General features: G+C 73.5%; 26 protein-coding genes. 13 read left to right on the top strand and 13 right to left on the bottom strand.

Features of this window, described 5'->3' with window-relative positions:
• Positions 1 to 134 precede the first annotated feature (134 nt).
• The 6 genes from ACEPPI_RS23805 (at position 135) to ACEPPI_RS23780 (ending at position 4,646) form a co-directional block, all read left to right on the top strand.
• Positions 135 to 809 carry an amino acid ABC transporter permease gene (locus tag ACEPPI_RS23805; RefSeq protein ID WP_280914043.1) on the top strand — a complete coding sequence of 225 codons (675 nt, stop codon included), beginning with the start codon at positions 135 to 137 and terminating at the stop codon, positions 807 to 809.
• On the top strand, positions 806 to 1,684 hold the full coding sequence (locus ACEPPI_RS23800; protein WP_285526568.1) for an amino acid ABC transporter permease: 879 nt from the start codon (positions 806 to 808) through the stop codon (positions 1,682 to 1,684). The genes ACEPPI_RS23805 and ACEPPI_RS23800 overlap by 4 nt, the downstream gene beginning before the upstream one ends.
• A 248-nt stretch (positions 1,685 to 1,932) precedes the next feature.
• Positions 1,933 to 3,531, top strand: a complete 1,599-nt coding sequence (locus tag ACEPPI_RS23795; protein WP_373917282.1) for an FAD-dependent monooxygenase — start codon at positions 1,933 to 1,935, stop codon at positions 3,529 to 3,531.
• A 32-nt stretch (positions 3,532 to 3,563) separates the two neighbouring features.
• On the top strand, positions 3,564 to 3,650 hold the full coding sequence (locus ACEPPI_RS23790) for a putative leader peptide (RefSeq protein ID WP_311318651.1): 87 nt from the start codon (positions 3,564 to 3,566) through the stop codon (positions 3,648 to 3,650).
• 76 nt (positions 3,651 to 3,726) lie between these two features.
• Entirely contained in the window at positions 3,727 to 4,260 is a 534-nt protein-coding gene (locus ACEPPI_RS23785; RefSeq protein ID WP_373917281.1) for a cysteine dioxygenase, read from the top strand.
• Positions 4,257 to 4,646: a rhodanese-like domain-containing protein gene (locus ACEPPI_RS23780; RefSeq protein WP_373917280.1), complete on the top strand. Its 390-nt coding sequence runs from the start codon at positions 4,257 to 4,259 to the stop codon at positions 4,644 to 4,646. The genes ACEPPI_RS23785 and ACEPPI_RS23780 overlap by 4 nt, the downstream gene beginning before the upstream one ends.
• 76 nt (positions 4,647 to 4,722) lie before the next feature.
• On the opposite strand, the gene recX is transcribed toward ACEPPI_RS23780, so the two are convergent.
• The 5 genes from recX to ACEPPI_RS23755 all read right to left on the bottom strand — a co-directional run bounded on the left by recX (position 4,723) and on the right by ACEPPI_RS23755 (position 10,573).
• Complete coding sequence (recX, locus tag ACEPPI_RS23775; protein WP_373917279.1) at positions 4,723 to 5,295, bottom strand: recombination regulator RecX; 573 nt, start codon at positions 5,293 to 5,295, stop codon at positions 4,723 to 4,725.
• Between the two features lie 3 nt (positions 5,296 to 5,298).
• Positions 5,299 to 6,411 carry a recombinase RecA gene (recA, locus tag ACEPPI_RS23770; protein WP_266842769.1) on the bottom strand — a complete coding sequence of 371 codons (1,113 nt, stop codon included), beginning with the start codon at positions 6,409 to 6,411 and terminating at the stop codon, positions 5,299 to 5,301.
• Between the two features lie 272 nt (positions 6,412 to 6,683).
• Positions 6,684 to 7,886, bottom strand: a complete 1,203-nt coding sequence (locus ACEPPI_RS23765) for an esterase/lipase family protein (RefSeq protein ID WP_373917278.1) — start codon at positions 7,884 to 7,886, stop codon at positions 6,684 to 6,686.
• Between the two features lie 231 nt (positions 7,887 to 8,117).
• On the bottom strand, positions 8,118 to 9,554 hold the full coding sequence (gene rox, locus ACEPPI_RS23760; RefSeq protein WP_373917277.1) for a rifampin monooxygenase: 1,437 nt from the start codon (positions 9,552 to 9,554) through the stop codon (positions 8,118 to 8,120).
• 164 nt (positions 9,555 to 9,718) lie between these two features.
• Positions 9,719 to 10,573 (bottom strand): serine protease, encoded by an 855-nt coding sequence (locus ACEPPI_RS23755; protein ID WP_373917276.1) that lies wholly within the window; start codon positions 10,571 to 10,573, stop codon positions 9,719 to 9,721.
• 295 nt (positions 10,574 to 10,868) lie between these two features.
• On the opposite strand from ACEPPI_RS23755, the gene ACEPPI_RS23750 reads away from it, so the two are divergent.
• The gene (locus tag ACEPPI_RS23750; RefSeq protein ID WP_373917275.1) at positions 10,869 to 11,294 is read left to right on the top strand and encodes a hypothetical protein; all 426 of its coding nucleotides are present in this window, start codon (positions 10,869 to 10,871) and stop codon (positions 11,292 to 11,294) included.
• A gap of 70 nt (positions 11,295 to 11,364) precedes the next feature.
• Here the strand turns inward: ACEPPI_RS23750 and ACEPPI_RS23745 are convergent, their stop codons facing one another.
• Entirely contained in the window at positions 11,365 to 11,913 is a 549-nt protein-coding gene (locus tag ACEPPI_RS23745; RefSeq protein WP_373917274.1) for an HPP family protein, read from the bottom strand.
• A gap of 108 nt (positions 11,914 to 12,021) precedes the next feature.
• On the opposite strand from ACEPPI_RS23745, the gene ACEPPI_RS23740 reads away from it, so the two are divergent.
• Positions 12,022 to 12,810, top strand: a complete 789-nt coding sequence (locus tag ACEPPI_RS23740; RefSeq protein ID WP_373917273.1) for a Clp protease N-terminal domain-containing protein — start codon at positions 12,022 to 12,024, stop codon at positions 12,808 to 12,810.
• Here ACEPPI_RS23740 and ACEPPI_RS23735 read toward each other — a convergent pair.
• Together ACEPPI_RS23735 and ACEPPI_RS23730 are read right to left on the bottom strand one after the other, a co-directional pair.
• On the bottom strand, positions 12,743 to 13,831 hold the full coding sequence (locus ACEPPI_RS23735) for an AI-2E family transporter (protein WP_373917285.1): 1,089 nt from the start codon (positions 13,829 to 13,831) through the stop codon (positions 12,743 to 12,745). The genes ACEPPI_RS23740 and ACEPPI_RS23735 overlap by 68 nt on opposite strands.
• A gap of 206 nt (positions 13,832 to 14,037) precedes the next feature.
• Positions 14,038 to 14,232 carry a DUF3046 domain-containing protein gene (locus ACEPPI_RS23730; protein WP_373917272.1) on the bottom strand — a complete coding sequence of 65 codons (195 nt, stop codon included), beginning with the start codon at positions 14,230 to 14,232 and terminating at the stop codon, positions 14,038 to 14,040.
• Positions 14,233 to 14,312: 80 nt separating this feature from the next.
• On the opposite strand from ACEPPI_RS23730, the gene ACEPPI_RS23725 reads away from it, so the two are divergent.
• Positions 14,313 to 15,269 carry a hypothetical protein gene (locus ACEPPI_RS23725; RefSeq protein WP_373917271.1) on the top strand — a complete coding sequence of 319 codons (957 nt, stop codon included), beginning with the start codon at positions 14,313 to 14,315 and terminating at the stop codon, positions 15,267 to 15,269.
• Here the strand turns inward: ACEPPI_RS23725 and ACEPPI_RS23720 are convergent.
• The 3 genes from ACEPPI_RS23720 to ACEPPI_RS23710 form a co-directional block, all read right to left on the bottom strand.
• Positions 15,238 to 15,546 (bottom strand): AzlD domain-containing protein, encoded by a 309-nt coding sequence (locus tag ACEPPI_RS23720; RefSeq protein WP_373917270.1) that lies wholly within the window; start codon positions 15,544 to 15,546, stop codon positions 15,238 to 15,240. The genes ACEPPI_RS23725 and ACEPPI_RS23720 overlap by 32 nt on opposite strands.
• Entirely contained in the window at positions 15,543 to 16,253 is a 711-nt protein-coding gene (locus ACEPPI_RS23715; RefSeq protein WP_373917284.1) for an AzlC family ABC transporter permease, read from the bottom strand. Before ACEPPI_RS23715 ends, ACEPPI_RS23720 begins: the two co-directional genes overlap by 4 nt.
• A 140-nt stretch (positions 16,254 to 16,393) precedes the next feature.
• A complete protein-coding gene (locus ACEPPI_RS23710) occupies positions 16,394 to 17,239 on the bottom strand; it encodes an AraC family transcriptional regulator (RefSeq protein ID WP_373917269.1) in 846 nt (281 codons plus the stop codon).
• 79 nt (positions 17,240 to 17,318) lie between these two features.
• Here ACEPPI_RS23710 and ACEPPI_RS23705 point away from each other — a divergent pair, with 79 nt between their 5' ends.
• The 4 genes from ACEPPI_RS23705 to ACEPPI_RS23690 all read left to right on the top strand — a co-directional run bounded on the left by ACEPPI_RS23705 (position 17,319) and on the right by ACEPPI_RS23690 (position 24,529).
• A complete protein-coding gene (locus ACEPPI_RS23705; RefSeq protein ID WP_373917268.1) occupies positions 17,319 to 21,908 on the top strand; it encodes an ATP-dependent helicase in 4,590 nt (1,529 codons plus the stop codon).
• A gap of 191 nt (positions 21,909 to 22,099) precedes the next feature.
• The gene (locus ACEPPI_RS23700) at positions 22,100 to 22,804 is read left to right on the top strand and encodes a hypothetical protein (protein ID WP_373917267.1); all 705 of its coding nucleotides are present in this window, start codon (positions 22,100 to 22,102) and stop codon (positions 22,802 to 22,804) included.
• A 108-nt stretch (positions 22,805 to 22,912) separates the two neighbouring features.
• Positions 22,913 to 23,725: an Fpg/Nei family DNA glycosylase gene (locus tag ACEPPI_RS23695; RefSeq protein WP_373917266.1), complete on the top strand. Its 813-nt coding sequence runs from the start codon at positions 22,913 to 22,915 to the stop codon at positions 23,723 to 23,725.
• A gap of 36 nt (positions 23,726 to 23,761) precedes the next feature.
• Entirely contained in the window at positions 23,762 to 24,529 is a 768-nt protein-coding gene (locus ACEPPI_RS23690) for an SDR family NAD(P)-dependent oxidoreductase (protein ID WP_373917265.1), read from the top strand.
• Positions 24,530 to 24,960: 431 nt separating this feature from the next.
• Here the strand turns inward: ACEPPI_RS23690 and ACEPPI_RS23685 are convergent, their stop codons facing one another.
• Both ACEPPI_RS23685 and ACEPPI_RS23680 read right to left on the bottom strand, forming a co-directional pair.
• Entirely contained in the window at positions 24,961 to 25,341 is a 381-nt protein-coding gene (locus ACEPPI_RS23685) for a helix-turn-helix domain-containing protein (RefSeq protein ID WP_007266936.1), read from the bottom strand.
• A 109-nt stretch (positions 25,342 to 25,450) separates the two neighbouring features.
• The gene (locus tag ACEPPI_RS23680; RefSeq protein ID WP_373917283.1) at positions 25,451 to 25,930 is read right to left on the bottom strand and encodes a CinA family protein; all 480 of its coding nucleotides are present in this window, start codon (positions 25,928 to 25,930) and stop codon (positions 25,451 to 25,453) included.
• Between the last annotated feature and the right edge of the window lie 57 nt (positions 25,931 to 25,987).

The raw sequence follows: 25,987 nt of genomic DNA, 5'->3' as shown, positions 1-25,987 counted from the left end.
CACAAAATAAAATCCTCCAACCCCACAACAACACCCCAAACCCCCCCCCCCCCCCCCCCCCCCCCCCCCCCCCCCCCCCCCCCCCCCCCCCCCCCCCCCCCCCACCGGCCACTCTGGGGAGAGCGCAGGGCAACGTGTTCGACTTTCTTGATTCCGGGCAGTACGACCTGCTCGGAGCCTTCTGGGTGACGGTTCAGCTCACCCTCTACTCGGCGGTGGGCTCCCTGATCTGGGGCACCGTCCTGGCCGGGATGCGGGTCAGCCCGGTCCCGCTGCTGCGGGGCTTCGGCACCGCTTACGTCAACCTGGTCCGCAACACGCCGCTGACCCTGCTGGTGATCGGGTGCTCGCTGGGTCTGTACCAGACCCTGACCATCAATCTGGGCGGCGACACCTCCAAGGAGACCGGGTTCCGGCTCGCCGTCCTGGCACTGATCGCCTACACCGGCACCTTCGTCTGCGAAGCGCTGCGTTCGGGCATCAACACCGTGCCCGTCGGCCAGGCCGAGGCCGCCCGCGCACTGGGGCTGAACTTCTTCCAGGTGCTCACCCTGATCGTGCTCCCCCAGGCCTTCCGGGCGGTCGTGGCGCCGCTCGCCAACGTACTGATCGCGCTCACCAAGAACACCACGGTGGCGGCGGCCATCGGCGTGGCCGAAGCGGCCCTGCTGATGAAGGAAATGGTCGAGAACGAGCCGCAGGCGCTCTTCGCCGTCTTCGGGATATTCGCGCTCGGCTTCTGTCTGCTGACCCTGCCCACCGGCCTGCTGCTGGGCTGGGTGGCCAAGCGAGTGGCGGTGAAGCGATGAGCTCCGTGCTGTACGACGTCCCGGGCCCCCGGGCCAAGGCGCGCAACTGGATATACGCCGGAGTCTTCCTCGTCCTGTTCGGGCTCGGCGCCTGGTGGATCCTGTCCGTCATGGCGGAGAAGAACCAGCTCGCCGCCGACAAGTGGAGCCCCTTCGTCACCGACAGTCGGATCTGGACGACCTTCCTGATCCCCGGTCTGCTGAAGACCCTGCAGGCCGGCGCGATCGCCATGGTCATCGCCCTCCCGCTGGGCGCCCTGCTCGGCATCGGCCGACTTTCCGACCACGCCTGGGTCCGCGGCCCGATCGGCACGGTCGTCGAATTCTTCCGCGCCATCCCGGTGCTGATGCTGATGCTCTTCAGCTCCGCCTTCTTCGTCCAGTTCACCACCGTGCCCTCCGACTCGCGGCCGTTGTACGCCGTCATCGTGGGCCTGGTCCTGTACAACTCCGCGGTCATCGCCGAGATCGTCCGGGCGGGTGTGCTCTCCCTGCCGCGCGGCCAGACCGACGCAGCCAAGGCGATCGGCATGCGCAAGGGCCAGACGATGGTCCACGTACTGATCCCCCAGGCCGTCACGGCCATGCTGCCCGCGCTGGTCAGTCAGCTCGTGGTCATCCTGAAGGACACCGCGCTCGGCGGGTCGCTGCTGGGCCTGACGGAACTGCTGTCGATGAACCGGCAGATCTCGGCGAACTACAGCAACACCATCGCCTCGCTCGTGGTCATCGCCCTGATCTTCATCGCGGTGAACTTCGCGCTCACCAGCTTCGCCTCCTGGCTGGAGGGGCGGCTGCGCAAGTCCACCAAGAGCACGGGCGCCGTGGTCGGCGTCGCGGAGGTCAGCGACATGGCCACCGGCCGGGCGGTCTGACGCCGGGTCAGCGACACGACGTAACCTGTGTGGTGGGGGGGGGGGGCGGGGCGGCCCGCCCCCCGCCGCCGCCCCGGGCCGGGCCCCCCCCCCGGCGCCGGCCCCCCCCCCCCCCCCCCCCCCCCCCCCCCCCCCCCCCCCCCCCCCCCCCCCCCACCGCTACGTCCGGACGGGTGTCACTTGACGCAGGCACCTCCAGTGGGTTGCATACGTTCTGTGATCACATACCGGACATCGGGAGCCCTGCCATGGACCCGGTGATCGTCGTCGGCGCGGGCCCGGTCGGACTGTCCCTGTCCCTCGCCCTGGCCGGCCACGGCGTGCCCTCCGTCCTCCTCGACGAGGGGCCCGGCAAGGACGAACCCCGGCCCGCCCGTTCCGTCGTCCTGCACGGCGACACCGCCACGATGGTGCACCGGCTGGGCTGCGCCACCCTGCGCGACGAGGGGGCGCACTTCGCGGCCTGGCGCACCATGAGGCGCCGTCAGGAGATGCGCCGGATCACCTTCGAGGACCGGCCCGCGCCCCTGCACCTCCCCCAGCACGCCCTCACGCGCGGCCTGCGCGACGCCGCCGCCGCGCACCCCCTCGTCCAGCTGGTCACCGACTGCAGGCTGGACTCCCTGGAGCAGGACGGCCACGGGGTCACCGCGCACACCCGGGGCGCCGAAGCCACCTGGTGGCGCGGCAGCCACCTCGTCGGCTGTGACGGGGCCCGCTCCACCGTGCGCAAGCTGCTCGGCATCCGCTTCCCGGGCCGGACCGCCGTGGAACGCCACGCCGTCGCCGCGCTGCGCGCCGAACTGCCCTGGCCCGGCGAGGCCTTGCTGCACCGCAACCCGCCCTCCGGGCCCGAGGAGGTCACCGCCCGGCCGCTGCCCGACGGGGTCTGGCGGCTGGACTGGCTACTGGCCGCGCGCGGCGAGCTGGTCACCCCGGACGCCCTCGTCACCCTCATCCGGGACACCCTCGCGGGGTGGTGCGGGGGCACCACTCCCCCGTACGACCTGATCGACACCGGGGTGCACACCCTGCACCACCGTCTCGCCCGGCGCTGGCGCGACGGCCGCGCCTTCCTCGCCGGGGACGCGGCGCACCTGCTGGGCGCGCTCGGCACCCAGGGCGTGGAGGAGGGGCTGCGCGACGCGGAGAACCTCGCCTGGAAGCTGGCCCTGGCCTGGCACCAGGGCGCCTCCGAGGCCCTGCTCGACAGCTACGAGGGCGAGCGGCGCACCGCCGTCGCCGCCCGGCTGCGCGCCGCCGACCAGGCCATGCCCGCCCTGCGGGGCGGCAGCGGCCTGCGCACCCTGCTTCCCGGATCCGCACGTTCCGCCGAGGCCCTGCTCACCGACGGGCACCTGGGCCGGGGCCCGCTCGGCGCGGAGCCGGTGTACGCCCCGCCGGTGGCCGTACGGGAGGTCCCCACGGCGACGGAGCCGGGCGGGCCGGTGGCGAACGTACCCGTCACGGCACCCGACGGGGCCACCGTGCCGCTGCGCGACCTGCTGGGGCGGGGCAGGCTGCTGGTCCTGCTCGTCGCCCCGGGCACCGGGGTGTGGGACCGGCGGCACTGGGTGGGGGCCGGGCTGATGCCCCGGCTCGCGGCGGCCGTGAGCGCCCTCCCGGTCCGCACCGAGCTGCTGGTCGCGGACTCCTACCCGGGGGCTCCGGCCCACACCGTGCTCCTCGTCCGGCCCGACGGGCACCTGGCGGCCACCTTCGCCGGGGTCCGTCCGGCGGAGCTGTACGAGGCGGCGGACGCGGTCCGGGCCGGCGCCCCGGAGGGCGCCCCCGCGGCGGCTCCCTCCGTCGCGCCCTCCACCACGCCCACAGCCGTGATCGATTGACGCTCCCGGGCACGCGTGGTTCACTCACCGACATGACCGGCAACGACGTACGCCTGTGGCGGAGGGTTCACATGGACCTGCTCCGCTACGCGGGCTGCGTGTGTCGCCCTTCCTGCTGATTCGCCTTCCCTCCGCGCGCTCAGTGCCCTTCCGGGCCCGCGCGCACCTGTCGCGAACTCCCAGGACGGTCATCGCATGTCTGCCCCCGCGCCCACGCACGCCCCTGCCCGCACCGCCGCGCCGACGGCGGCGGAACTCCTCGCCTTCGCCCTGCGCACCGCCGCCGACCCGGCGGTCGTGGACTCCCTGCCGCTGGATCCGCAGGGCCGCACCTGGATCCGGCTCGACGGTCCGGGCGGCAGTGAGGCCTGGCTGATCGGCTGGCCTCCCGGCACCGGTACCGGCTGGCACGACCACGCCGAATCGCGGGGCGCCTTCGCGACCGCGCGGGGCCGGCTCACCGAGCGCTCCCTGGCGGTACGGCTCCCCTCGGAGGGCTGGCAGAGCCTGGAGCTGGCTCCCGGCGTGGACCGCAGCCGCACCCTGACCGCGGGCGCGGGACGCGGCTTCGGGGAGCACCACGTCCACGAGGTCCTCAACGAGTCGACGGACGGGCACGCGGTCTCCGTCCACGCCTACTACCCGCCGCTGCCGTTGATCCGCCGCTACGGCCGCAGCGGCCCCGTCCTCACCCTGGAGCAGGTCGAGCGCCCGGCGGACTGGCAGTGAGCGCCCCGGTCGGCATCGACGAGCTGCTGGAACGGGTCCGCGCGGGCTACACCCGCATCGCACCGCGGGCCGCCCGCGAGGCGTTCTTCGACGGGGCCCTGCTGGTGGACATCCGCTACCAGGCGCTGCGCGAGCGGGACGGGCTGATCCCCGGCGCGGTGGTCGTCGAGCGCAACGAACTGGAGTGGCGGCTCGACCCGCAGGGCTCCCACCGTCTCCCGCAGGCCACCGGTCACGACCTCCGGGTGGTGGTGATCTGCAACGAGGGGTACGCCTCCACGCTGGCCGCGGCCTCCCTGCACGCCCTGGGGCTGCACCGGGCGACGGATCTGACGGGCGGCTTCCAGGCCTGGAAGGCGGCCGGCCTCCCCGTCGTTCCCGCCTGACGCCGGGCCGCCCCATCGGTTTCGGGGCCGGGGTCTCGGACCCGGCTTTCGGACGCGCGGGTCCAGGACCGGGGCCTCAGAGCCCGGGACCTCCCGGGTACCCGAGGTCGTCGGCGTCCTCGCCCTCCGCTTCCAGGGCGCGCCGGACCACCCGCAGGGCCATGCCCTCCGGGTACCCCTTGCGGGCGAGCATCCCGGCGAGGCGCCGGATCCGCTTGTCCCGCTCCAGGCCCCGGGTGGAGCGGAGCTTGCGCTCCACGAGCTCCCGGGCCGTGTGCTCCTCCTGCTCGGAGTCCAGCTGTTCCAGCGCCTCCTGCACGAGGGCGGTGTGCACCCCCTTGGTCCGCAGCTCCTGCGCGAGCGCCCGGCGGGCGAGCCCCCGGCCGCGGTGCCGGGACTCGACCCAGGCCCCCGCGAAGGCGGCGTCGTCGATCAGGCCCACCTCCTCGTACCGGGAGAGGACCTCCTGCGACACCTCCTCGGGGATGCCCCGCTTCTCCAGGGCGTCCGCGAGCTGGCGCCGGGTCCGCGGCATCCCGGTGAGCAGGCGCAGGCAGATCGCCCGCGCCTGCTCCTCGGGACTCTGGGGCGGCAGCTCCTGGCGGCCCTCACGCCCGCCGCTCGCGCCGCCCCTCTCCTGCTCCCGCACGGGTCAGCTCTTGGCGACGGCGGCCTTGGCCGACGTCTTGGCCTTCGACGCCGGGGCGGGCACGGCGGCCGCGGAGTCGGCCGATGCGGCGGCCGGCTCGTCGCCGGCGGCGGCGTCCTTGCGGACACCCACGCCCAGCTTCTCCTTGATCTTCCGCTCGATCTCGTTGGCGAGGTCGGGGTTGTCCTTCAGGAAGTTGCGGGCGTTCTCCTTGCCCTGGCCCAGCTGGTCGCCCTCGTACGTGTACCAGGCGCCGGCCTTGCGCACGAAACCGTGCTCCACGCCCATGTCGATCAGGCCGCCCTCGCGGCTGATGCCCTGGCCGTAGAGGATGTCGAACTCGGCCTGCTTGAAGGGGGGCGCGACCTTGTTCTTGACGACCTTGACGCGGGTGCGGTTGCCGACCGCGTCGGTGCCGTCCTTGAGGGTCTCGATGCGGCGGATGTCCAGGCGCACCGAGGCGTAGAACTTCAGCGCGCGGCCACCGGTGGTGGTCTCGGGCGAGCCGAACATCACACCGATCTTCTCGCGGAGCTGGTTGATGAAGATCGCGGTGGTCTTGGACTGGTTCAGCGCACCCGTGATCTTGCGGAGCGCCTGGCTCATCAGGCGGGCCTGGAGACCGACGTGCGAGTCGCCCATCTCACCCTCGATCTCCGCGCGCGGCACGAGCGCCGCGACGGAGTCGATGACGATCAGGTCGAGCGCGCCGGAGCGCACCAGCATGTCGACGATCTCCAGCGCCTGCTCGCCGGTGTCCGGCTGGGACAGGATGAGGTTGTCGGTGTCCACGCCGAGGGCCTTGGCGTACTCGGGGTCGAGCGCGTGCTCGGCGTCCACGAAGGCGACGGTGCCGCCGGCCTTCTGCGCGTTGGCCACGGCGTGCAGGGTGAGGGTGGTCTTACCGGAGGACTCCGGCCCGTACACCTCGATCACACGGCCGCGGGGCAGCCCGCCGACGCCGAGGGCGATGTCCAGAGCGGTCGACCCGGTGGGGATGACCTCGATGGGGTCGTTCGGCTTGTCGCCGAGGCGCATGACCGCACCCTTGCCGAATTGCCGTTCAATCTGTGCGAGCGCGGCGTCGAGAGCCTTCTCGCGGTCGGTGCCTGCCATGGGTTCCACCCGGTTTGCTTGAGTCGATCGCTTCACGCCATTGACGCTAACGCCTGCCACTGACAATGCGCTCCCACACCCGTTCCGGCTGTGGATAACCCATCAGAATGGATGTTCGATTTTCCTGTCAAGCGCACCACGCCACCCCCCTCCCGGGACGGTCCGGACGCCGGCGCACGCCCCCGCGGCCCGACCGCCGGGGGGACGGACGACAGCGGGGCCGCCGTCCGCCGGGTGGGGGCGGACGGCGGCCCCGGTGGGGGCGGCGGGGATCAGTCGGGGAGTCGGTCCGTGATCCAGGTGGCCAGTTCCTCGGTGATGGCCGTGTGCGCGGTGGTCGTGGACGAACAGCGGAAGTCGTCCAGCTCGCTCTCCTCCGGGCCGAGCGAGCCGATCTTCGCGTACAGGTCGTCCTGCGTGTCGATGTCGCGAATCGCGACCGCGCTGACCGAGGGGACGAAGCACACGTCCTCGTGCCGCAGGTCGACCTTGCCACCGAGCTTCTCCATCGACTCGGCAAGGATCCCGTACGTGTGCAGGGTTCCGCCCGGCGCGCCGTCCAGCTCCGGGAAGCCGCTGGTCGTGATGGTCTTCTCGGCCTTGGGGAACCTGCGGTTGAGGTAGGCGGCCGTCACGTCGTCGCCCTGGGCCTGGGTGTAGAAGGTGGTGCCCGGGTAGATCTTGTCGATCCGCAGCGCGACCTCGCCGGGCTTCACGTCCGGCAGGCCGATCCCGTCGGCGCGTCCGTTGGCCACACCGATCTTCATCGGGATCTGCGGCCAGCCGCCGACCCGGTCCAGGGCCGCCAGGAATTCGGTGCGCTCCGGGGCGACTCCGATCTTGCCGGAGTCCTTGTCGTAGTGCTGCCACAGCATCTGGCGCGCGGCGGGGCTGTTCATCTGCCGCGCGAAGTCGTTCGGGAACGGGATGAAGTGCGAGAACGCCTGCACACCGACCGGGATGGAAGCGCCGCGGTGCGGGCTGTCGTAGGAGAAGTACAGCGCGGTGCGGTGGTCCATCCGCTGCGTCTCCAGCTTGGCGAGCGCGTAGCGGGTGACGATGCCGCCCATGCTGAAGCCGCCGACGACCAGACGGGCGCCGCCCACCTGCTCGGCGCCGGCCCGCAGGATGACGGCCACGGCCGCCTCCGCGTTGTCCAGGATCGACGCGCTGCGCTCCTCGAAGCCGAGAAGGATCACGTCCCTGCCGCGCCGGCGCAGCTCGCTGATGAACGGGAAGCCGCCCTCCAGCCCCTGGTAGAGGACGTCGAGCTTGCTGCGGCCGAGGTTGAAGCCGTCGGCCATGATCACGGGCCGGGTGAGGTGGCGGTTGCCCTCGCCGAGGAAGACCCACGCGAAGCCGTTCGGAAGGGCCCACTCCTCGTGATCCGGCACCTCGATCGGCGCGGAGGGTTCGGCGGTCAGCGGACCGCCGAGGGTGAACGAACCGACGTTGGGCTCGGCCGTCTCGGACATGGTCGTGCTCCTTGCGGGAGGGGTGGGGGGAGACGACGTCATCATGGCGGGCGATTCGGCGTGATCACTCCTCTGAGCTGCGGAGTTCACCACATCTGATGGAGCCTGTACGGGATTGGTTTAGTGCTTCTGGCATGTGCCAGTGGCCCATTCTTTTCGCTCGCCTGTTCCATGACGGTTCGCCGCCGGGCCCGCGGCGCGAGGTGCGCCGCCGGCCCGGCCCCCGTCCGGTCAGCCGGCGGCGGCGCCGAACCACCGCGCCAGCGCGCCGAGCAGACCCTCCTGGTCCGCACCGACCCACACCACGTGCCCGTCCGGCCGCAGCAGCACGGCGGGCGCGTCCGGTTCCCCGCCGGCGTCGACCACGTGGTCGACCCGGTCCGCCCGGCCCGCCACCGACAGCAGGCCGGTCCGGTCGAGCAGCAGCCCGCGACCGCCGCGCATCAGCTCGTAGAGGCGCCCCTGCTTCAGCTCCAGGTCCCGCATGCGCCGGCCGAGCAGATCGTGGCCCTCGCCCAGGTCGTAGCGGACCCCGACCGCGGTGATCTGCTCGGTCACGTACCGGTTCACCACCTCGAAGTCCATCAACTGCGAAACGAACTCCCGCAGCGCCCGCGCGGCCGGATCCGCCCCGAGCAGCACCCCCTGCGCGAGGGTGCTGTCCAGCACGCGGGCGCCCTCCGCGTGCCGTTCGTCGTGGTAGCTGTCCAGCAGCCCCTCGGGCGCCCAGCCGTTGACCTCCGCCGCCAGCTTCCAGCCGAGGTTGAACGCGTCCTGGACACCGAGGTTGAGGCCCTGCCCGGCGGTCGGCGGGTGGATGTGCGCCGCGTCACCGGCCAGCAGCACCCGGCCGACCCGGTAGCGCTCGGCCTGCCGGGTGGCGTCGCCGACCCGCGAGATCCAGCGCGGCGAGTGCGCGCCGAAGTCGGTGCCCGCGAACTCCCGCAGCCGCGCGGTGAACTCCTCGAAGGTCGGCGCGGTCGTACGGTCCCCCACCGGCCCCCCGGCGGGCACGATGACGCGGTACGCCCCGCCGCCCAGGGGAACGGCCCCGAACCGGACGTGGGTCTTGCGGATCTCCCCGATCACGGCGGCCAGCTCCGCCGGTTCCGCGGTCAACTCGACGTCGCCGAGCAGCGTCTCGATCCTGGTCGGCTCACCGGGGAAGCCGACGCCGAGCAGCCCGCGCACCGTGCTGCGGCCGCCGTCGCAGCCGACGAGGAAGCGCGAGCGCAGCCGCGTGCCGTCGGCCAGCTCGACGTCCACCCCGTCCTCGTCCTGCGCCAGCCCGGCCAGTTCGGCGCCGCGCCGGATCTCGGCACCGAGCTCGACGGCCCGCTCGGTGAGGAGCCGCTCGGTGACCGTCTGCTCGATGGCGAGACCGTACGGGTGCGCCGTGTCCACCCCGTCGGGCCACGGCTTGATGATGGCCGAGAAGAAGCCGCCGGCCCGGAACCGCTCTCCGTGCGCCAGGAACCGCTCCAGCAGGCCGCGCTGGTCCATCACCTCGACGCTGCGCACGTGCAGCCCGCGCGCGCGGGACAGGCCGGACGGCTCCGTCAGCTTCTCCAGCACGACCGTCCGCACCCCGGCCAGCCGCAGTTCGGCGGCCAGCATCAACCCGGTCGGTCCACCACCGGCGACGATCACGTCGATTACGTCGACCATTGCGTTCCCCCTGTGTTCGTGCAGCTCATCGCTTCGAGGATCGATTCTGCGGCACCGCCCGGGCCTTGCCGCAAGTCCGCCCGGAACGGGACCGGCCCCGCCGATGGTGGTGTCGGCGGGGCCGGGGTGGTGCGGGGGTCGGGCGGGTACGGCCGCTGCCGCCGTTACGGCTTCGGCAGGGCGCAGCCGGGGCGGTTCAGGTCGATCTGATTGCCGGGGCCGATGCAGGGGACGAGGACGTACGTCTCCTGGGCGTAGTTGATGCCCTGTCGGACCGTCACGTTGCCGTTCTCGTCCACCTCGCACGGGTTGTTGTCCGTGCAGCGCTGTCCGTCCTCGTTGCCCGTGTTGTTCACGGCGACGACCTTGCCGGTCGTCGTGTCGATCACCGGGGAACCGGAGGTGCCGCCGATGGTGTTGCAGGACGAGGTGTAGCGGACCGAGTCCTTCCAGGTCCAGGCGCCTTCCTTGAGGCGGAACGCGAACCCGTCGACGCTGCAGCTGTAGGTCCGCTTCCAGTACCCGGACACCACCTTGATCGACGAACCCTGCGTCGGGCGGGCGTCGTTGAGGGTGAGCGCGCCTATGCCGTACTGGCTCTGGATCTGCGCGTAGGTCTTGGTCAGCTGGTACAGCGAGACGTCCGTGTCCGTCATCGTCCCGTACGCGATCTTGCTGGCGCGCAGCGTCGCGACCTTGGAGCCGGAAGCGTTGAGCAGCGAGAACGAGCGGCTGGAGGCGCGGTTGACCAGGACCTCGCCGGCGGCCGGGAAGCCGGTCTCCAGGCAGTGCCCGTTGGAGAGGACGAGCGCGGGGTCGTTCGGCTGCGAGGCGGGGGTGCGGACGACCGAGCCGGAACAGTTGCTGAGCGCGACGGTGCCCGCGTACGTGACGGCCACGGCCTGCGGGTTCTTGGCCGTTGCCCGGTCCGTGTCCTGGGGGGCGGAGGCCACGGCCGGCGCCGCCGCCGCTCCGGTGAGGAGCAGGGAGAGCAGGAGGCCGGTGAGAGGCTTGTTCATGTGGGGGTTCCCCTCTGGTGACGAATGCGACCGAAGATCCTTCGGTTGTCATGCGCATTCTCAGTTGACCTGAGTCAACTCACAAGAGGGCCTTGACAGTTGAGGAACAGGCGACCGGTACGGCCGTGGACGCTTCTCCCCCCAACCCCTCCCAACGGCGCACGGGCCGGACACCGGACCCCATACCGGGGCGCAAGGGCCACCGTCACCACCTGGCCGAATGTGACCTGTTCATGGCCGATACCCTGCGGTGCCCCCGACGAGGGGGGCACCGAGATTCCGCTCAGGAGGACCCATGGCCATCAAGAAGGCCACGATCCAGCAGCAGGTGGCAGACGCCCTCACCCAGGCGAACCCCACCGACCGGCCCATCGTCACCATCCAGGCCATCGCGGGCCCCAGCGTGTGGCTGATGAGCATGCTCGGCCTCATCGGCCAGGCGTTCCTCACCTACTACTTCGTCACGGTGACCGAGCAGGCGGTGGTCCTCCACAAGGCGAGCCGGCTGAGCAACCGCCCGCAGGAGATCGTCTTCGCGATACCGCCCGCCCAGGCCGTCGGCACCGTCACCGACGTCAACCGCAACGCCCTCTGGAGCTCGTTCCGCATCATGCTCCCCGGCCACGTGAAGCCGACGCGGATGAACGTGCACCGCATCTGGCGGGACGAGATGGACCAGGTGGTCGCCCTGCTGAACGGACAGCCCCAGCCGACCGCCTGACGGTGGCCCCGAGCCGGCGGGTGGAGGGGGCCACGTCCCCAGCCCCTCCGCCCCCGGCGCGCACCCCGCCTCACCACCAGTACACGGGATACCGGACGGCCCCCGGCCGCGCCCGCGACGCCGCCATCCCCGCCAGCACCAGCACGACCGCCGCACCGGTCAGCAGCGGCAGGAACCACGCCGGGTCCGGCGCCTGCAGCACCACCACCACGGTGGTCGCCGCCGCCGGCGAGTGCGGGGTCCGGGCCAGCGTCATGACCCCCACCGCCACCCCCGCCCCGAGCGCCGCCACCCACGGCGCGCCACCGAGCAGCGCCAGCGCCAGGTAGCCGACGGCCGCGCACAGGAGGTGCCCCGCGACGACACTGCGCGGCTGCGCCAGGGGCAGTGCGGGCACCCCGTAGACGATGGCCGCGCTCGCCGCGATCGGCGGGATCAGGACGGGCTCGCGCAGCAGCGCACCGATGCCGACGAGCGCCAGCAGCGCCGCGGCCGCCACCCCGCCGCTGACCAGGGCGGTGGCCCGGGCGGGTGCGACCGGCGCGGGCGCCCGCCCGGCGAGCGTGCGCAGGGCGGCCGGCCGGCCGGTGATCTCTTCGGTAGTCGTGTCCACGCTCATGGGCGCCAGGTGTACCGCACCCCCACATTCCGGCCCTATACGACGACCCCGCCGCGACTGACAACCAACGGTTGACACTCCATGGACTGTCAACCTAGGGTTGCACTCATGACGAACCCTTCCGTGGAACCCGTGGAACCCGTCCGCATGACCAATCCGGTCCGCCTCGACGACCTGATCGAGGCCATCAAGAAGGTCCACTCCGACACCCTGGAGCAACTCAGCGGCGCCGTGGTCGCCGCCGAGGCCCTCGGTGACGTGGCGGACCACCTCATCGGCCACTTCGTCGACCAGGCCCGCCGCTCCGGTGCCTCCTGGACCGACATCGGCCGCAGCATGGGCGTCACCCGCCAGGCGGCGCAGAAGCGCTTCGTCCCCAAGGCCGACAAGGAGGGCGACCCCGGCCTCGACCCGAACCAGGGCTTCGGACGCTTCACCCCCCGCGCCCGCAACGTCGTCGTCAGCGCCCAGAACGAGGCCCGCGCGGCCGGCCACACCGAGATCCGCCCCGAGCACCTGCTCCTGGGCCTGCTCGCCGAGCCCGAGGGCCTGTGGATCACCGCCCTCACCGCCCGCCGGCTCACCGCCGCCGACCTCCGCGCCGCCGCCACGGCAGCCCTGCCGGAACCCTCCGGCGCCCCCGTCCCCGACCTCGTGCCCTTCGACGCGGGCGCCAAGAAGGCCCTGGAGCTCACCTTCCGCGAGGCCTTGCGCCTGGGCCACGGCTACGTCGGCACCGAGCACATCCTGCTCGCCCTCCTCGAACTGGAGGACGGCGACGGCGTGCTGAGCGGCCTCGGACTCGACAAGGCCGAGACCGAGGCCCGCATCACCGCACTCCTGGCCTCCGTGCTCGACGGGTCCGCGCAGCCGCCGGCGCCGGAGCCGCGTCCGTGACCTCGTAGCGCTTGACGTACGCGCCGAGGAAGGACTGCAGCGTCGCGACGGCCGGGATCGCGATCAGCGCCCCGACCGCGCCCAGCAGGGCGGTGCCCGCGATCACCGACCCGAAGGCCACCGCAGGATGGATGTCCACCGTCCGCGCGGTCAGCTTCGGCTGGAGCATGTAGTTCTCGAACTGCTGGTAGACCACCACGAACCCGAGCACGTACAGCGCGTACCACGGGTTGACCGTGAAGGCGATCAGCATCGGCAGCGCGCCCGCCAGGTAGGTGCCGATGGTGGGGATGAACTGGGAGACCAGCCCCACCCAGACCGCCAGGGCGGGCGCGTACGGCAGGTCGAGGAACTCGAAGACGACGTAGTGCGCGATGCCGGAGATCAGCGCCATCAGGCCCCGGGAGTACAGGTAGCCGCCCGTTTTGGCGACGGCGATCTCCCAGGCCCGCAGCACCTCGGCCTGCTTCGCGGGCGGCAGCACGGAACACAGCGCGCGGCGCAGCCGGGGCCCGTCGGCGGCGAAGTAGAAGGAGAACAGGCCGACCGTCAGCAGCCTGAAGAGCCCGCCGAGCACGGTGGTGGACACGTCGAGCACACCGGTCGCGCTGTTCTGCACGTACTTCTGCAGCCAGTCGGAGTGCAGCAGGCTGTCCTGGATCTCCAGGCGGGACAGCTCGGTGTGGAACGTGGCGTTGATCGAGCTGATCACCGAGTCGAGGTAGCGCGGGAAGCCCTCCACCATGTCGACTATCTGTCCGGCGAGCATCGAGCCGAGCAGTGCGAGGAAGCCCGCCGTCGCGACGAACACACCGAGGAACACCAGGAAGGTGGCGAGCCCACGGCGCATGCCGCGGGCCGCCATCCTGGCCACGGCGGGTTCGATCGCGAGCGCCAGGAAGAACGCGATCAGGATGTTGACCAGCAGCCCGATCAGCTGGTGGAAGGCCCAGCTGCCGAGCTGGAAGCAGGCGACCAGGGCCAGTACGAGGACCACCGCGCGCGGCAGCCAGCGCGGCATCCGCGCCTCCCCCCGGGCGGGAGCGGTCCCGGCGGACACGTCCCCGGAGTCCCCGGCGTCCGGGGCCTGCGGTGCGTCCCCGCCGTCCGGGGCGTCCCCGTCGTCGGGGGCCTCCGGGGTCGGGCCGGTCGTCGTCGTCTCATCTCTGACTGCCACGCCGCCCAGTCTGTCCCACCCGCTTCCCGAATCACGAAGCGGTGTCCGCCTCAGCGCAGCGGGGCCGGAACGTCCACCGCCGTGCACACCGCGCGCCACACGTCCTTGGTCTCCCAGCCCGCGTCCAGTGCCTGGTGCACGGTGCGCCCGCCGAGTTCCGCCATCACGTGGTCCCGGGCGAAGGACTCCGCGTAGCCCGCACCGAAGTGCTCCGCCATCCGCTCCCAGAAAATCGTCAACCGCATGCCCCCAGTATCCCGCCCGGGAGAGTGCACCCGTCCCGTTGGCCCCCTGCTCCCGCGCCCGGCGCCCTACGGTGTCACGCATGCCTGGAGACGAATCTCCCCCGCCGGCCCCGCTGGCCCGCGCGGAACAGTTCATCTGGCTCACGGCCCGGGTGCTGGAGCAGCGGCGGTTCGCCTTCCACTTCCTCGGCGGGGACGCCGACGCGGTGGACGCCGCCCTCGGCGCGTACCTGGGCGACGACGGCGGCTACGGACACGCGCTCGACCCGGACCTGCGCGGCCCGCTGAGCCAGCCCCTGCACACCGCGCACGCCCTGCGGGTCCTCGACAGCCTCGGCCGCTGCGCCGGCCAGCGCATCGAGCGGCTCTGCCGCCACCTGACCGGGCTCTCCACCCCCGAGGGCGCGCTCCCCCTGGTCCGCCCGGCCCCGCACGACCATCCCGTGGCCCCCTACCACCCGGTGCGCGACGACCCGCCGGGCGAGCTGCTGACCACGGGGCCCGTCGTCGGCGTGCTGCACCGCAACCGGATCTGGCACGCCTGGCTGTTCCGGGCCACGGACTTCTGCTGGGAGCGGATCGAGACGCTGCGCCACTCTCACCCCTACGAGGTCCAGAGCGCGGTGGCCTTCCTCGACGGCGCCCCCGACCGGGCCCGCGCGGCGGCGGCCGCGGACCGGCTGGGACGGCTGGTGCGCGAGCGGCACCTCGTCGTGCTCGACCCGGGTCGGCGCGAGGAGTACGCGCCCGCCCCCGGCTACGCGCCGGGCGAGCTGCTCTTCCCGTACGACTACGCCCGGCGCCCGGAGTCACTGGCCCGGAGCTGGTTCACCGACGAGGAGATGCGCCGCTCGCTGGACTTCCTCACGGCGGAGCAGCAGCCGGACGGGGGCTGGCCGGTGCGCCGCCGCGCCTGGGCGCCGGGCAGCTCGCTGGAGCGGCGGCCGATCGTCACCCTGGAGGCCCTGCTGACGCTGCGGGCGTACGGGCGCCCGGTCGGCGCGGTCAGCCCCCCAGCGCCCGCACGCCCGCGGTGACCACCACCGCCGCCCCGACCACCACCAGGAACGGGGCGCGCAGCAGCAGGGCGAGCGCGGCGGCGGCCAGCCCGGCGGCGCGGGCGTCGAGCACCAGCTCGTGGCCGGTGCTGAAGGTCTGCTGAGCGGTGAGCGCGGCGAGCAGCGCGACCGGAAGCAGGCCGGACAGCCTGCGCACCAGGGGCCGCTCCAGGGCCCCGGCGGGCACGAGGAGTCCGGCGAGCTTGACGGCGTAGCAGCCGAAGACGGTCAGTGCGATGGCGATCCAGACGTTCACGAGCGGCGTCCCTTCATCCACAGCACGGCGGGCGCGGCCAGCGCGGCGATCAGCACGGGCACCCCGGAGGGCAGGACGGGCAGGAAGCCCAGTCCGAGGACCAGGGCCAGGCCCGCGACGGCCCGCTCGGTGGAGGTCTTCAGCATCGGCGCGAGCAGCGCGAGGAACACGGCGGGCCCGGCCGCGTCCAGCCCCCAGGCGGAGGTGTCCCCGATGGCCTCGGCGCCGAGCGCGCCCAGCAGGGTGGTGAGGTTCCACAGCAGGTAGAGGCTGAGCCCCGTGACGGTGAACCCGAGCCGGGCGGCCTTGCGGTCGGGCTGCGCCAGCGCCACGGCGGTGGTCTCGTCGATCACCCAGTGCGCGGCGAAGGGGCGCACGGCCCGGGGCAGCGCGAGCAGCTGGGACAGCCGCAGCCCGTAGAAGGCGTTGCGGGTGCCCAGGAAGAAGGCCCCGGCGGCCGCGGTGAAGGGGTTGCCACCCGCCGCGAGCGCGCCGACCAGGGCGAACTGCGAGGCTCCGGTGAAGACGAGCAGGCTCAGCACACAGGCCTGCAGCACGCTGATCCCGGCCCCGGCGGCGGTCACGCCGAAGGCGAACCCCGACAGGCCGACGGCCACTCCCACCCCGAGGGCGTCGCGGACGACGGCGGCCCGCGGCCGCCCGGGGGTCGGTCCCCCGTCGTGGACGGGGGCCTCTCGTATCACCATCTGGTTCTCTCCCACGCCCCGAACGTACGCGGGGCGCGGCCGGCCGGTCTTGTACGTTCTTGCACCCGCCCGGCGACCCGTCGCCGCAGGCAGGGGCCCGGCCGGGCCCCGTGACCCGGTGAACCCGTCCGGCCACGGCACTAGCCCGCGGCCCGCTCCCGCCGGTACGCGCCCGGGGGCACCCCGACGATCCGGGTGAAGTGCCGGTTCAGGTGCGGCTGGTCCGTGAAGCCGACGGTGACCGCCGCCTCGGCGGGCGCGGTGCCCGCGTCGAGCAGCAGGCGCGCCCGGCGGACCCGGGCGTCGGTGAGCCAGGTGTGGGGCGGCATCCCGTACCGGTCCCGGAAGGCGCGCAGCAGGGCGAAGGGGCTGGTGCCCAGTTCCTCCGCGAGGCGCTCCAGCGAGGGCGGCTCGGCCATCCGCTCCTCCAGCACGCTCCGGGCCCGTTCCGCGTCGGCCGCGCCCGCGCGCCGCGGCGGGCGGGCGGGCAGCGGGCCCGCGTGCCGGGTGAGCATCCGCGCCACGACGCCCCGCAGCAGGGTGTCGGCGGCGAGCGCGTTGCCGGCCTCCGCGGCCCGGTGCACGTCCGTGATGGCCCTGGAGGCCTCCGGGTCGGGGACCATGTCGGCGGTGAAGCCGGGGGTGCCGCGCAGGCCGCCGATCTCGGCGGCGACCTCGGCGATCAGGTCCCGGGAGGGGTAGAGGGTGGCGTACGCCCAGCCTTCGGGCGCCCCGGCGCGCGCGGTGTGCGCCACCTCCGGGTTGATCAGCACCACGCTGCCCGGCCCCGCCCGGACCGTGCCGGAGGGCAGGCCGATCTCCTCGACGCCGCCGGTGACGGCCGCGATGACGTAGCCGTCGTGCGCGTGGCGCGGGAAGGTGTGGCGGACGTAGTGGGCGCGCAGCAGGTCCAGCCCCGGCAACTGCGGGTACTGCCAGTGGCGGGCCCACTCCCGGCGCCCGTCGTGCGTTCCGTCCGTGCCCATGACCCCATTTTGCGCGCCGCCGCCGGGGGTGTCCGCGCAGGTCCGGTGCGTTGTCAGTGGCGGGGTGCACGATGGGGGCATGGCAGGCGCTGCGCTCGACTCGTTCTCCCCCGCGACCCGCTCCTGGTTCACGGGGGCCTTCCGTACGCCCACCGCCGCGCAGGAGGGCGCCTGGCGGGCGATCGGGGAGGGCTCGGACGTGCTCGTCGTGGCACCGACCGGTTCCGGCAAGACCCTCGCCGCCTTCCTCGCCGCCCTCGACCGGCTCGCCGCGGACCCGCCGCCCGCCGAACCGAAGAAGCGCTGCCGCGTCCTGTACGTGTCCCCGCTCAAGGCCCTCGCCGTGGACGTGGAGCGCAACCTGCGCAGCCCCCTGACCGGGATCCGGCAGGAATCGGCGCGCCTGGGCCTGCCCGAGCCGGACATCCGGGTGGGCATCCGCTCCGGGGACACCCCGCCCGCCGAGCGCCGCGCGCTGGCCGTCAGACCGCCGGACATCCTGATCACCACCCCGGAGTCGCTGTTCCTGATGCTGACCTCGGCGGCCAGGGAGGCGCTGGCGGGGGTCGAGACGGTGATCCTGGACGAGGTGCACGCCGTCGCGGGGACCAAGCGCGGGGCGCACCTGGCCCTGTCGTTGGAGCGGCTGGACGAGCTGCTGCCGCGCCCGGCCCGCCGGATCGGGCTGTCGGCGACGGTCCGGCCGGTGGAGGAGGTCGCCCGCTACCTCGCCCCGCGCGGCCGGGTGGAGATCGTGCAGCCGCCCTCGGACAAGGAGTTCGACCTGTCGGTGGTCGTACCCGTCGAGGACATGGGCGAGTTGGGGGGCTCCCCCGCCACCGAGGGCCGCGAGGGCGGTGACAAGCCGTCGATCTGGCCGCATGTGGAGGAGCGGATCGCGGACCTGGTGCAGGCCCACCGTTCGACGATCGTGTTCGCCAACTCCCGCCGTCTCGCGGAGCGGCTCTGCAACCGGCTCAACGAGATCGCCTACGAGCGGGCCGTGGGCGAGCCCCTGCCCCAGGGTGCGCCGCCCGCCGAGATCATGGCCCAGTCCGGCGCGGCCCGCGGGGCGCCTCCCCTGCTGGCCCGCGCGCACCACGGCTCGGTCTCCAAGGAGCAGCGGGCCCTGGTCGAGGAGGACCTGAAGGCGGGCCGGCTGCCCGCCGTGGTCGCCACGTCCAGCCTGGAACTCGGCATCGACATGGGTGCGGTGGACCTGGTGGTGCAGGTGGAGTCGCCGCCCTCGGTGGCCTCCGGGCTCCAGCGCGTGGGCCGCGCCGGACACCAGGTGGGCGCCGTCTCCAAGGGGGTGGTCTTCCCCAAGTACCGCGGGGACCTGGTCCAGGCGGCCGTGGTCACCGAGCGGATGCGCACCGGGGCGATCGAGTCCCTGCGCATCCCCTCCAACCCGCTGGACGTCCTCGCCCAGCAGCTGGTCGCCATGACGGCGATGGACACCTGGCAGCTGGACGACCTCCTCGCCCTGGTACGGCGGGCGGCGCCCTTCGCGGCGCTGCCGGAATCGGCGTTCACGGCGGTGCTGGACATGCTGGCGGGCCGCTACCCCTCCGACGCCTTCGCGGAACTCAGACCCAGGGTGGTCTGGGACCGGGTGGCGGGGACGGTCACCGGCCGGCCCGGCGCCCAGCGGCTCGCGGTCACCTCCGGGGGGACCATCCCGGACCGCGGTCTCTTCGGGGTCTTCCTCGCCGGCTCGGACCCCAAGAAGGGCGGCGGCCGGGTCGGCGAGCTGGACGAGGAGATGGTCTACGAGTCCCGCGTGGGCGACGTGTTCACCCTGGGCACCACCTCCTGGCGGATCGAGGACATCACCCGCGACCGGGTCCTGGTCACCCCGGCCCCCGGGGTACCGGGCCGGCTGCCGTTCTGGAAGGGCGACCAGCTGGGCCGCCCCCTCGAACTGGGCCGTGCGGTCGGCGCGTTCCTGCGCGAACTGGGCGGGCTGACCGAGGAGGACGCCCGGCTGCGGCTGCTGGCGGCCGGCCTGGACGCCCGCGCGGCGCAGAACGTCCTCGCCTACCTGGCCGAGCAGCGCGAGGCCTGCGGCCACGTACCGGACGACCGGACCATCGTGGTCGAGCGGTTCCGCGACGAACTGGGCGACTGGCGGGTGGTGGTCCACTCCCCCTTCGGCGCCCAGGTGCACGCCCCCTGGGCCCTGGCGCTCGGTGCCCGCCTCGCCGAGAAGTACGGCATGGACGCCCAGGTCATGCACGCCGACGACGGGATCGTCCTGCGCCTGCCGGACGCCGACCTGCTCTCCGTGGACCTCCTCGACCACGACCCCTCGCACCCCACGGACTTCGCGTTCGACGACGACCGGGCGCCGCTCGGCGCGGCCGACGTCGCCTTCGAGCGGGGCGAGGTCAGCGGGATCGTCACAGACCAAGTCGGCGGTTCGGCCCTGTTCGCCTCCCGGTTCCGCGAGTGCGCGGCCCGCGCGCTGCTGCTGCCGCGCCGCAGCCCGGGCAAGCGCACCCCGTTGTGGCAACAGCGCCAGCGGGCCTCGCAGCTGCTCCAGGTGGCCTCGGAGTTCGGCTCGTTCCCGATCGTGCTGGAAGCCGTACGGGAATGCCTCCAGGACGTCTTCGACGTGCCGGGGCTGACGGAGCTGATGGGGGACATCGAGGCGCGCCGCGTGCGCATGGTCGAGGTGACCACCCCCGAACCCTCCCCCTTCGCCCGCTCCCTCCTGTTCGGGTACGTCGCCCAGTTCCTCTACGAGGGGGACTCACCGCTCGCCGAGCGGCGCGCGGCGGCGCTCTCGCTCGACTCCCGGCTGCTGGCCGAGCTCCTGGGCCAGGCCGAGCTGCGCGAACTGCTCGACGCCGAGGTGCTGGAGGAGCTGGAGCGGGAGCTGCAGTGGCTGACCGCCGACCGCCGGGCCAAGGACGCCGAGTCGGTGGCCGACCTGCTGCGCCTGCTGGGCCCGCTGACCGACGCCGAGCTGGCCGAGCGGGGCGCCGAGCCCGGCTGGGCCCCCGGGCTGGCGGCGGCCCGCCGGGCGATCCGGGTCCGGATCGGCGGCGCGGACCACTGGGCGGCGATCGAGGATGCCGGCCGGCTGCGGGACGCGCTGGGCACGGCCCTGCCGGTGGGGGTCCCGGAGGCGTTCACCGAGCCGGTCAAGGACCCCCTCGGCGATCTCCTGGCCCGCTACGCGCGCACCCACGGCCCGTTCACCACCGCCACCGCCGCCGCCCGATTCGGCCTGGGCACGGCGGTGACGGAGGGCGCCCTGCACCGGCTCGCGGCGCCGGGCCGGCTGGTGCAGGGCGAGTTCCATCCGGCGGGCATCGGCCAGGAGTGGTGCGACGCGACGGTGCTGCGCAGGCTGCGGCGCCGCTCGCTGGCCGCGCTGCGCCAGGAACTGGAGCCCGTCCCGCCGGCCTCGCTGGCCACCTTCCTGCCCCAGTGGCAGCACCTGGGCGGCGGGCTGCGCGGCATCGACGGCCTGGCCCGCGCCATCGAGCAGCTCCAGGGCGCGCCGGTCCCGGCCTCGGCCCTGGAGCGGCTGATCCTGCCCTCGCGGGTCGCCGGGTACTCCCCGGCCCTGCTGGACGAGCTGACCACGACGGGCGAGGTGGTGTGGGCCGGAGCCGGAGCCCTGCCGGGCAAGGACGGCTGGATCTCCCTCTACCTGGCGGACGCGGCGCCCCTGCTGCTGCCCCCGGCACACCCTCTGGAGCCGTCCCCGCTGCACCAGGGGGTGCTGGAGGCCCTCTCCTCGGGGCGGGCCCTGTTCTTCCGGCAGCTGGCGGAATCGGTCCGCGCCGGGCTCCCGGACGCCTCCGACCCGGAGCTGTCCTCGGCCCTGTGGGACCTGGCCTGGTCGGGTCGGGTGACGAACGACACCCTGGCCCCGCTGCGCTCCCTGCTCGGCTCGGGCCGCACGGCGGGTGCCACCGCGCACCGCGCCCGCCGTACGGTGCCGCGCGGCCGGTACGGGACCCTGAGCGCCACCGTCTCCCGTACGGGCCCGCCCACGGTCTCGGGCCGCTGGTCGCTGCTGCCCGCGCCCGCGCCCGACCCGACGCACCGGGCGCACGCGCTGGCCCGGACCCTGCTGGACCGGCACGGCGTGGTCACCCGCGGGGCGGTGGCCGCGGAGGGGGTCGAGGGCGGGTTCAGCGCGGTGTACCGGATCCTGTCCGCGTTCGAGGACAGCGGGCAGGCCCGGCGGGGGTACGTGGTGGAGGGGCTGGGCGCGGCCCAGTTCGCGATGGACGGCGCGGTGGACCGCCTGCGGGCCGCCGAGCGGACCCCGCCGCCGCTGGCGGCCGTGGTGCTGGCCGCGGCCGATCCGGCGAACGCGTACGGGGCGGCCCTGGGCTGGCCGGAGCCCCCGGCCGGCGCCACCCACAAGCCGGGCCGCAAGGCGGGCTCCCTGGTGGTCCTGGTCGACGGCGAGCTCACCCTCTACCTGGAGCGCGGCGGCAAGACCCTGCTGGCCTGGCCGGAGGCCGACGATCCGCGCCTCGCGGCGGCGACGTCCGCCCTGGTGGCGGCCTCCCGCGCGGGCACCCTTCCGGACCTGACGGTGGAGCGGGTCAACGCCACCCCGGCCCTGACCGCCCCGCTCGGCAAGTCCCTCGAATCGGCCGGCTTCCACGCCACCCCGCGGGGGCTGCGCCTGCGCAACTAGGCAGCCGCAGGAAGCCCCTTGTGGGGAAACGGCCCGGACTCGCTCCAGTCTCGACTCGGCCACGTATGTCTTGGCCATGTCACGAAACCGCTGCCAGCCGCTCCTGAGCTGGCACTGATGCTTATTCATGGCTTATCAAAGGTGATCACAGGCACCGCATTGGCGGTGCACAGTCATGGGGGAGAAGAACAGTGAGCACCATCAGCATGCGCAAGACCACCGTGGTCGCGGCCGGCCTCGCCGTCGCCGCGAGCCTGGTCCTGACGGGCTGCAAGGACGGCAACGAGGAGATCACCCCGGCGGCCCCGTCCAGCCAGCCCTCGCAGCCGGCGGGCCAGCCCTCCGGCTACGCCAGCTCCCCGGCCGGTTCCCCGTCCGCGGGCGGCTCCGCCGGCTCCAGCGGCGCACCCGCCGCCGGCGGCAGCGGCGCGGTGGCCAAGTCGGGCCAGGCCTTCAAGATCGGCGAGGCGGCGACGGTCCCGTTCACCTCCGGCGGCAAGACCGGCCAGCTCGCCCTCACGGTCACCAGCATCGACGCGGGAAACCCGGCCGACCTGGCGCCCCTGAACGTCGCCGACAAGGTGAAGGGCCAGACGCCCTTCTACATCCACTACACGGTCAAGAACACCGGTACGTCGGACCTGTCCTTCGCCAGCGTCGGCCACATCAAGGGCCTGCTCGACGGCGGCGCCGAGTCCGGCGTCCTGCTGACCATCGGCAAGTTCGAGAAGTGCCCGAACGAATCCCTGCCGCAGGGCTTCACCAACGGCAAGACCCAGACCTCCTGCGCCATCGCGCTCGCGCCGACCGGCGCCAAGGTCACCGGCGCCGAGTACTGGGGCGACCCGTACAACAACCTGAGCAGCCCCGCCCAGAAGGGCCTCACCTGGAAGTGATGAGCGGCCCATCAGGCCCTCACGCCTCCTGATCCGCGAACCCCCTGCGGCGGCCATCCCGCCCAGGGGGTTCCGCGTTCCCCGGGCCGGCGGCGCGACAATGGCCGCATGCCCGAAGGAGACAGCGTCCACCGCGTCGCGGCCCGCCTGCACGCCGCCCTCGCGGGCAAGCGCCTCACCCACGCGGACCTGCGCGTCCCCCGTTTCGCCACCGCCGACCTCACCGGGCACACGGTCCTCGACGTCACCCCGCGCGGCAAGCACCTCCTGACCCGCCTCGACAGCGGCCTCACCCTCCACAGCCACCTGCGCATGGACGGCGCCTGGTACGTCTTCGCCCCCGGCCAGAAGTGGCGCGGCGGCCCCGCACACGAGATCCGGGCGGTCCTGGCCACCGCCGACGCCACCGCCGTCGGCTACCGCCTGCCCGTCCTCGAACTGCTCCGCACCACCGACGAGGACCGCGTGGTGGGCCACCTCGGCCCCGACCCGCTCGGCCCCGACTGGAACCCCGCCGGGGCGGCGGCCAACCTCCTCGCCGACCCCGCACGACCCCTGGGCGAGGCCCTGCTCGACCAGCGCAACCTGGCGGGCATCGGCAACATCTACAAGGCCGAGCTCTGCTTCCTCGCCCGGGCCACCCCCTGGACCCCGGTCGGGGAACTCCCCGACCCGCCGGTCACCCTCCCCCGCCTGGCCGCCGCCGCGCAGCGCCTGCTGGCCGCGAACACCGGCGACCCCGCGCGGCCCCGGCGCCGCAACACCACCGGCAGCCGCCGCCCCGGCCGGGAGCTGTTCGTCTACGGCCGCGCCCGGCGTCCCTGCCTGCGCTGCGGCACCCCGGTGCGCGAGGGCGTACAGGACGGCCGACCCGCGTACTGGTGCCCGAGCTGCCAATCCGGCCCGGCTCCGACGCACTAGTTGACGGCCCGTCAGATCCGCTCGTACGGTCCCTGCATGCCCACACCCAGCCCGTACGACCTCACCGGCCGCACCGCGCTCGTCACCGGAGCCGCGAGCGGGATAGGCCGCGCCACCGCCCTCCTCCTCGCCCGCGCCGGCGCCGTCGTGCACTGCGCGGACCGCGACGAGCCGGGCCTCGTGGAGACCGCGGCCCTGATCGCCAAGAGTGGCGGCACCGCCACCGCCCACCCCCTCGACGTCACCGACCGCGCCGCGCTGCGGGCCGCCGTCGCCGCGGCCGGACCGCTGGACATCGCCGCCGCCATCGCCGGCGTGATGCACACCAGCAGCGTCCTGGAGACCACCGACGAGGACCTCGACCGGATCCTGGACATCAACTTCAAAGGGGTGCTGCGCACCTGCCAGGAGGCCGTCAGCGCCATGATCGCCGCCGGCCGCCCCGGCTCGGTGGTCACCATGGCCTCCGGCGCCGTGGACGCCGCCCAGCCGGGGCTGCTCTGCTACAGCGCCGCCAAGGCCGCCGTGGTCCAGCTCACGAAGACCCTCGCGACCGAGGCCGGCCCGCACGGCATCCGCGTCAACGCCGTCGCCCCGGGCTGGATCCGCACCCCCATGACCGGCCGGCACGGCGCCGAGGTCCAGCAGCGGACGGAGGAGGCCATGGTCCGGATGTCCCCGCTGCGCCGGGTCGGGGAGCCCGAGGACATCGCCCAGGCGGTGCTCTACCTGGCCTGCGACGCCTCGTCCTTCACGACGGGCCAGATCCTTCGTCCGAACGGCGGAGTATCGATGCCCTGGTGAGCCGCTGCCCCACCGCGGCGGCCGACGCCCCGGCAGCCCCTGCGGCCGCCCGGGCCCTGCGTACGGGGATCTGCCCCGTGCAGTGCACCGGCAGGAGCCCCAGCCCCCATCCGCCCACCGCCACGGCACCCTCCACGGGCCCGGTGTCCTCGGGCGCCAGCGCGAGCCGCAGCACGGCCCACCACCAGAGGACGCCCACTGCCAGGGCGAGGGGTATGAGCAACCGCCGCACGGCCACCTCCACGGGGTCCCCCCGGACGGAGTCCGGGGAAGGGCCTGATCGGGGACGGGCCCATCCTCCCGCAGGACCGCGGCCCCCGCACCCAGAACGCCCGCCGCTTCGCCCCACCGGCCCCCGGACGGCAAAGAGCCCCGGCCGGTGCTCACGCACCCTCCGGGGCTCCCGCCACGCTCACATGCTTGACTCGCGCTCAAGCGGCGACGACGTTCACCGCTTCCACGGGCGCCTTGATGGTCACCCGCTCCGGTCCGCCCGTGACCGAGGCCACGGAAACCGAATTGAGCATCGGGCGCACCGGTGCCGGCACCGGTTCGCTTGCGGCGGCCGACTGCGCAAGCTCCGCCAGCGACAGCTCGTCACTGACTTCGCGCATCAGCTCGGACATCCGTACGTCCAACGCGTCGCAGATCGCGGAGAGCAGCTCGGAGGATGCCTCCTTCTGCCCCCGCTCCACCTCGGAGAGATAGCCGAGCGAAACTCGGGCGGACGAGGAGACTTCGCGCAGAGTACGGCCCTGGCGCTGGCGCTGCCGACGCAGCACGTCACCCAGCAGGCGACGGAGCAGAATCATCGGTGGCTCCCTCCTCTGACCGTGTAGCCGTAACCTTCACGCCCCACCGTACCGCCTCGCGCCGCGGCCGTGCGGGGAGCGATGTCGTGTTCACTCAGGGCTGCAAACATCAAATCCCCCCGTTCCGTTCCGTATCCTGCCCCCGCAGATTCTCGCGGAGTTCGCTTGAGAGGAGTTCGAGCACTGTCCGTGCACTCTCCCTACGAATTTCCGCACGGGAGCCGTTCAACCGCAGCCGGGCCGATTTCCTGCCCGCAGGGCCGGCCACGGCGATGAAAACCGTGCCCACCGGCTGCCCGTCCTGAGGGTCCGGACCGGCCACTCCGGTGGTCGCGATCCCCCACGATGCACCCGTCAGGCTCCGCACTCCGCTCGCCATCTCGACTGCGACCTGCGCGTTCACCGCGCCTTCGGCCGCGAGCAGCGCCGCGTCCACCCCGAGGACCCGGTGCTTGAGTTCCGTGGCGTACGCCGTGACCGAGCCGAGGAAGGAGCGCGAGGCCCCCGGCACCGCCGTGATCTCGGCGGCGACCATGCCGCCGGTCAGCGACTCCGCCACCGCGAGCGTCTGGTCACGCTCCGCAAGCATCCGCAGCACGTCCCCGGCCACGCCGGCCGTCTCCGCCGCGTCTTCCGCCGCTCCGGA

This window comes from Streptomyces sp. AB3(2024) (assembly GCF_041862025.1).
GTDB lineage: Bacteria > Actinomycetota > Actinomycetes > Streptomycetales > Streptomycetaceae > Streptomyces.
Note: the sequence above shows the minus strand (reverse complement) of the source record. Positions and strands in the feature narration are given on the sequence as shown.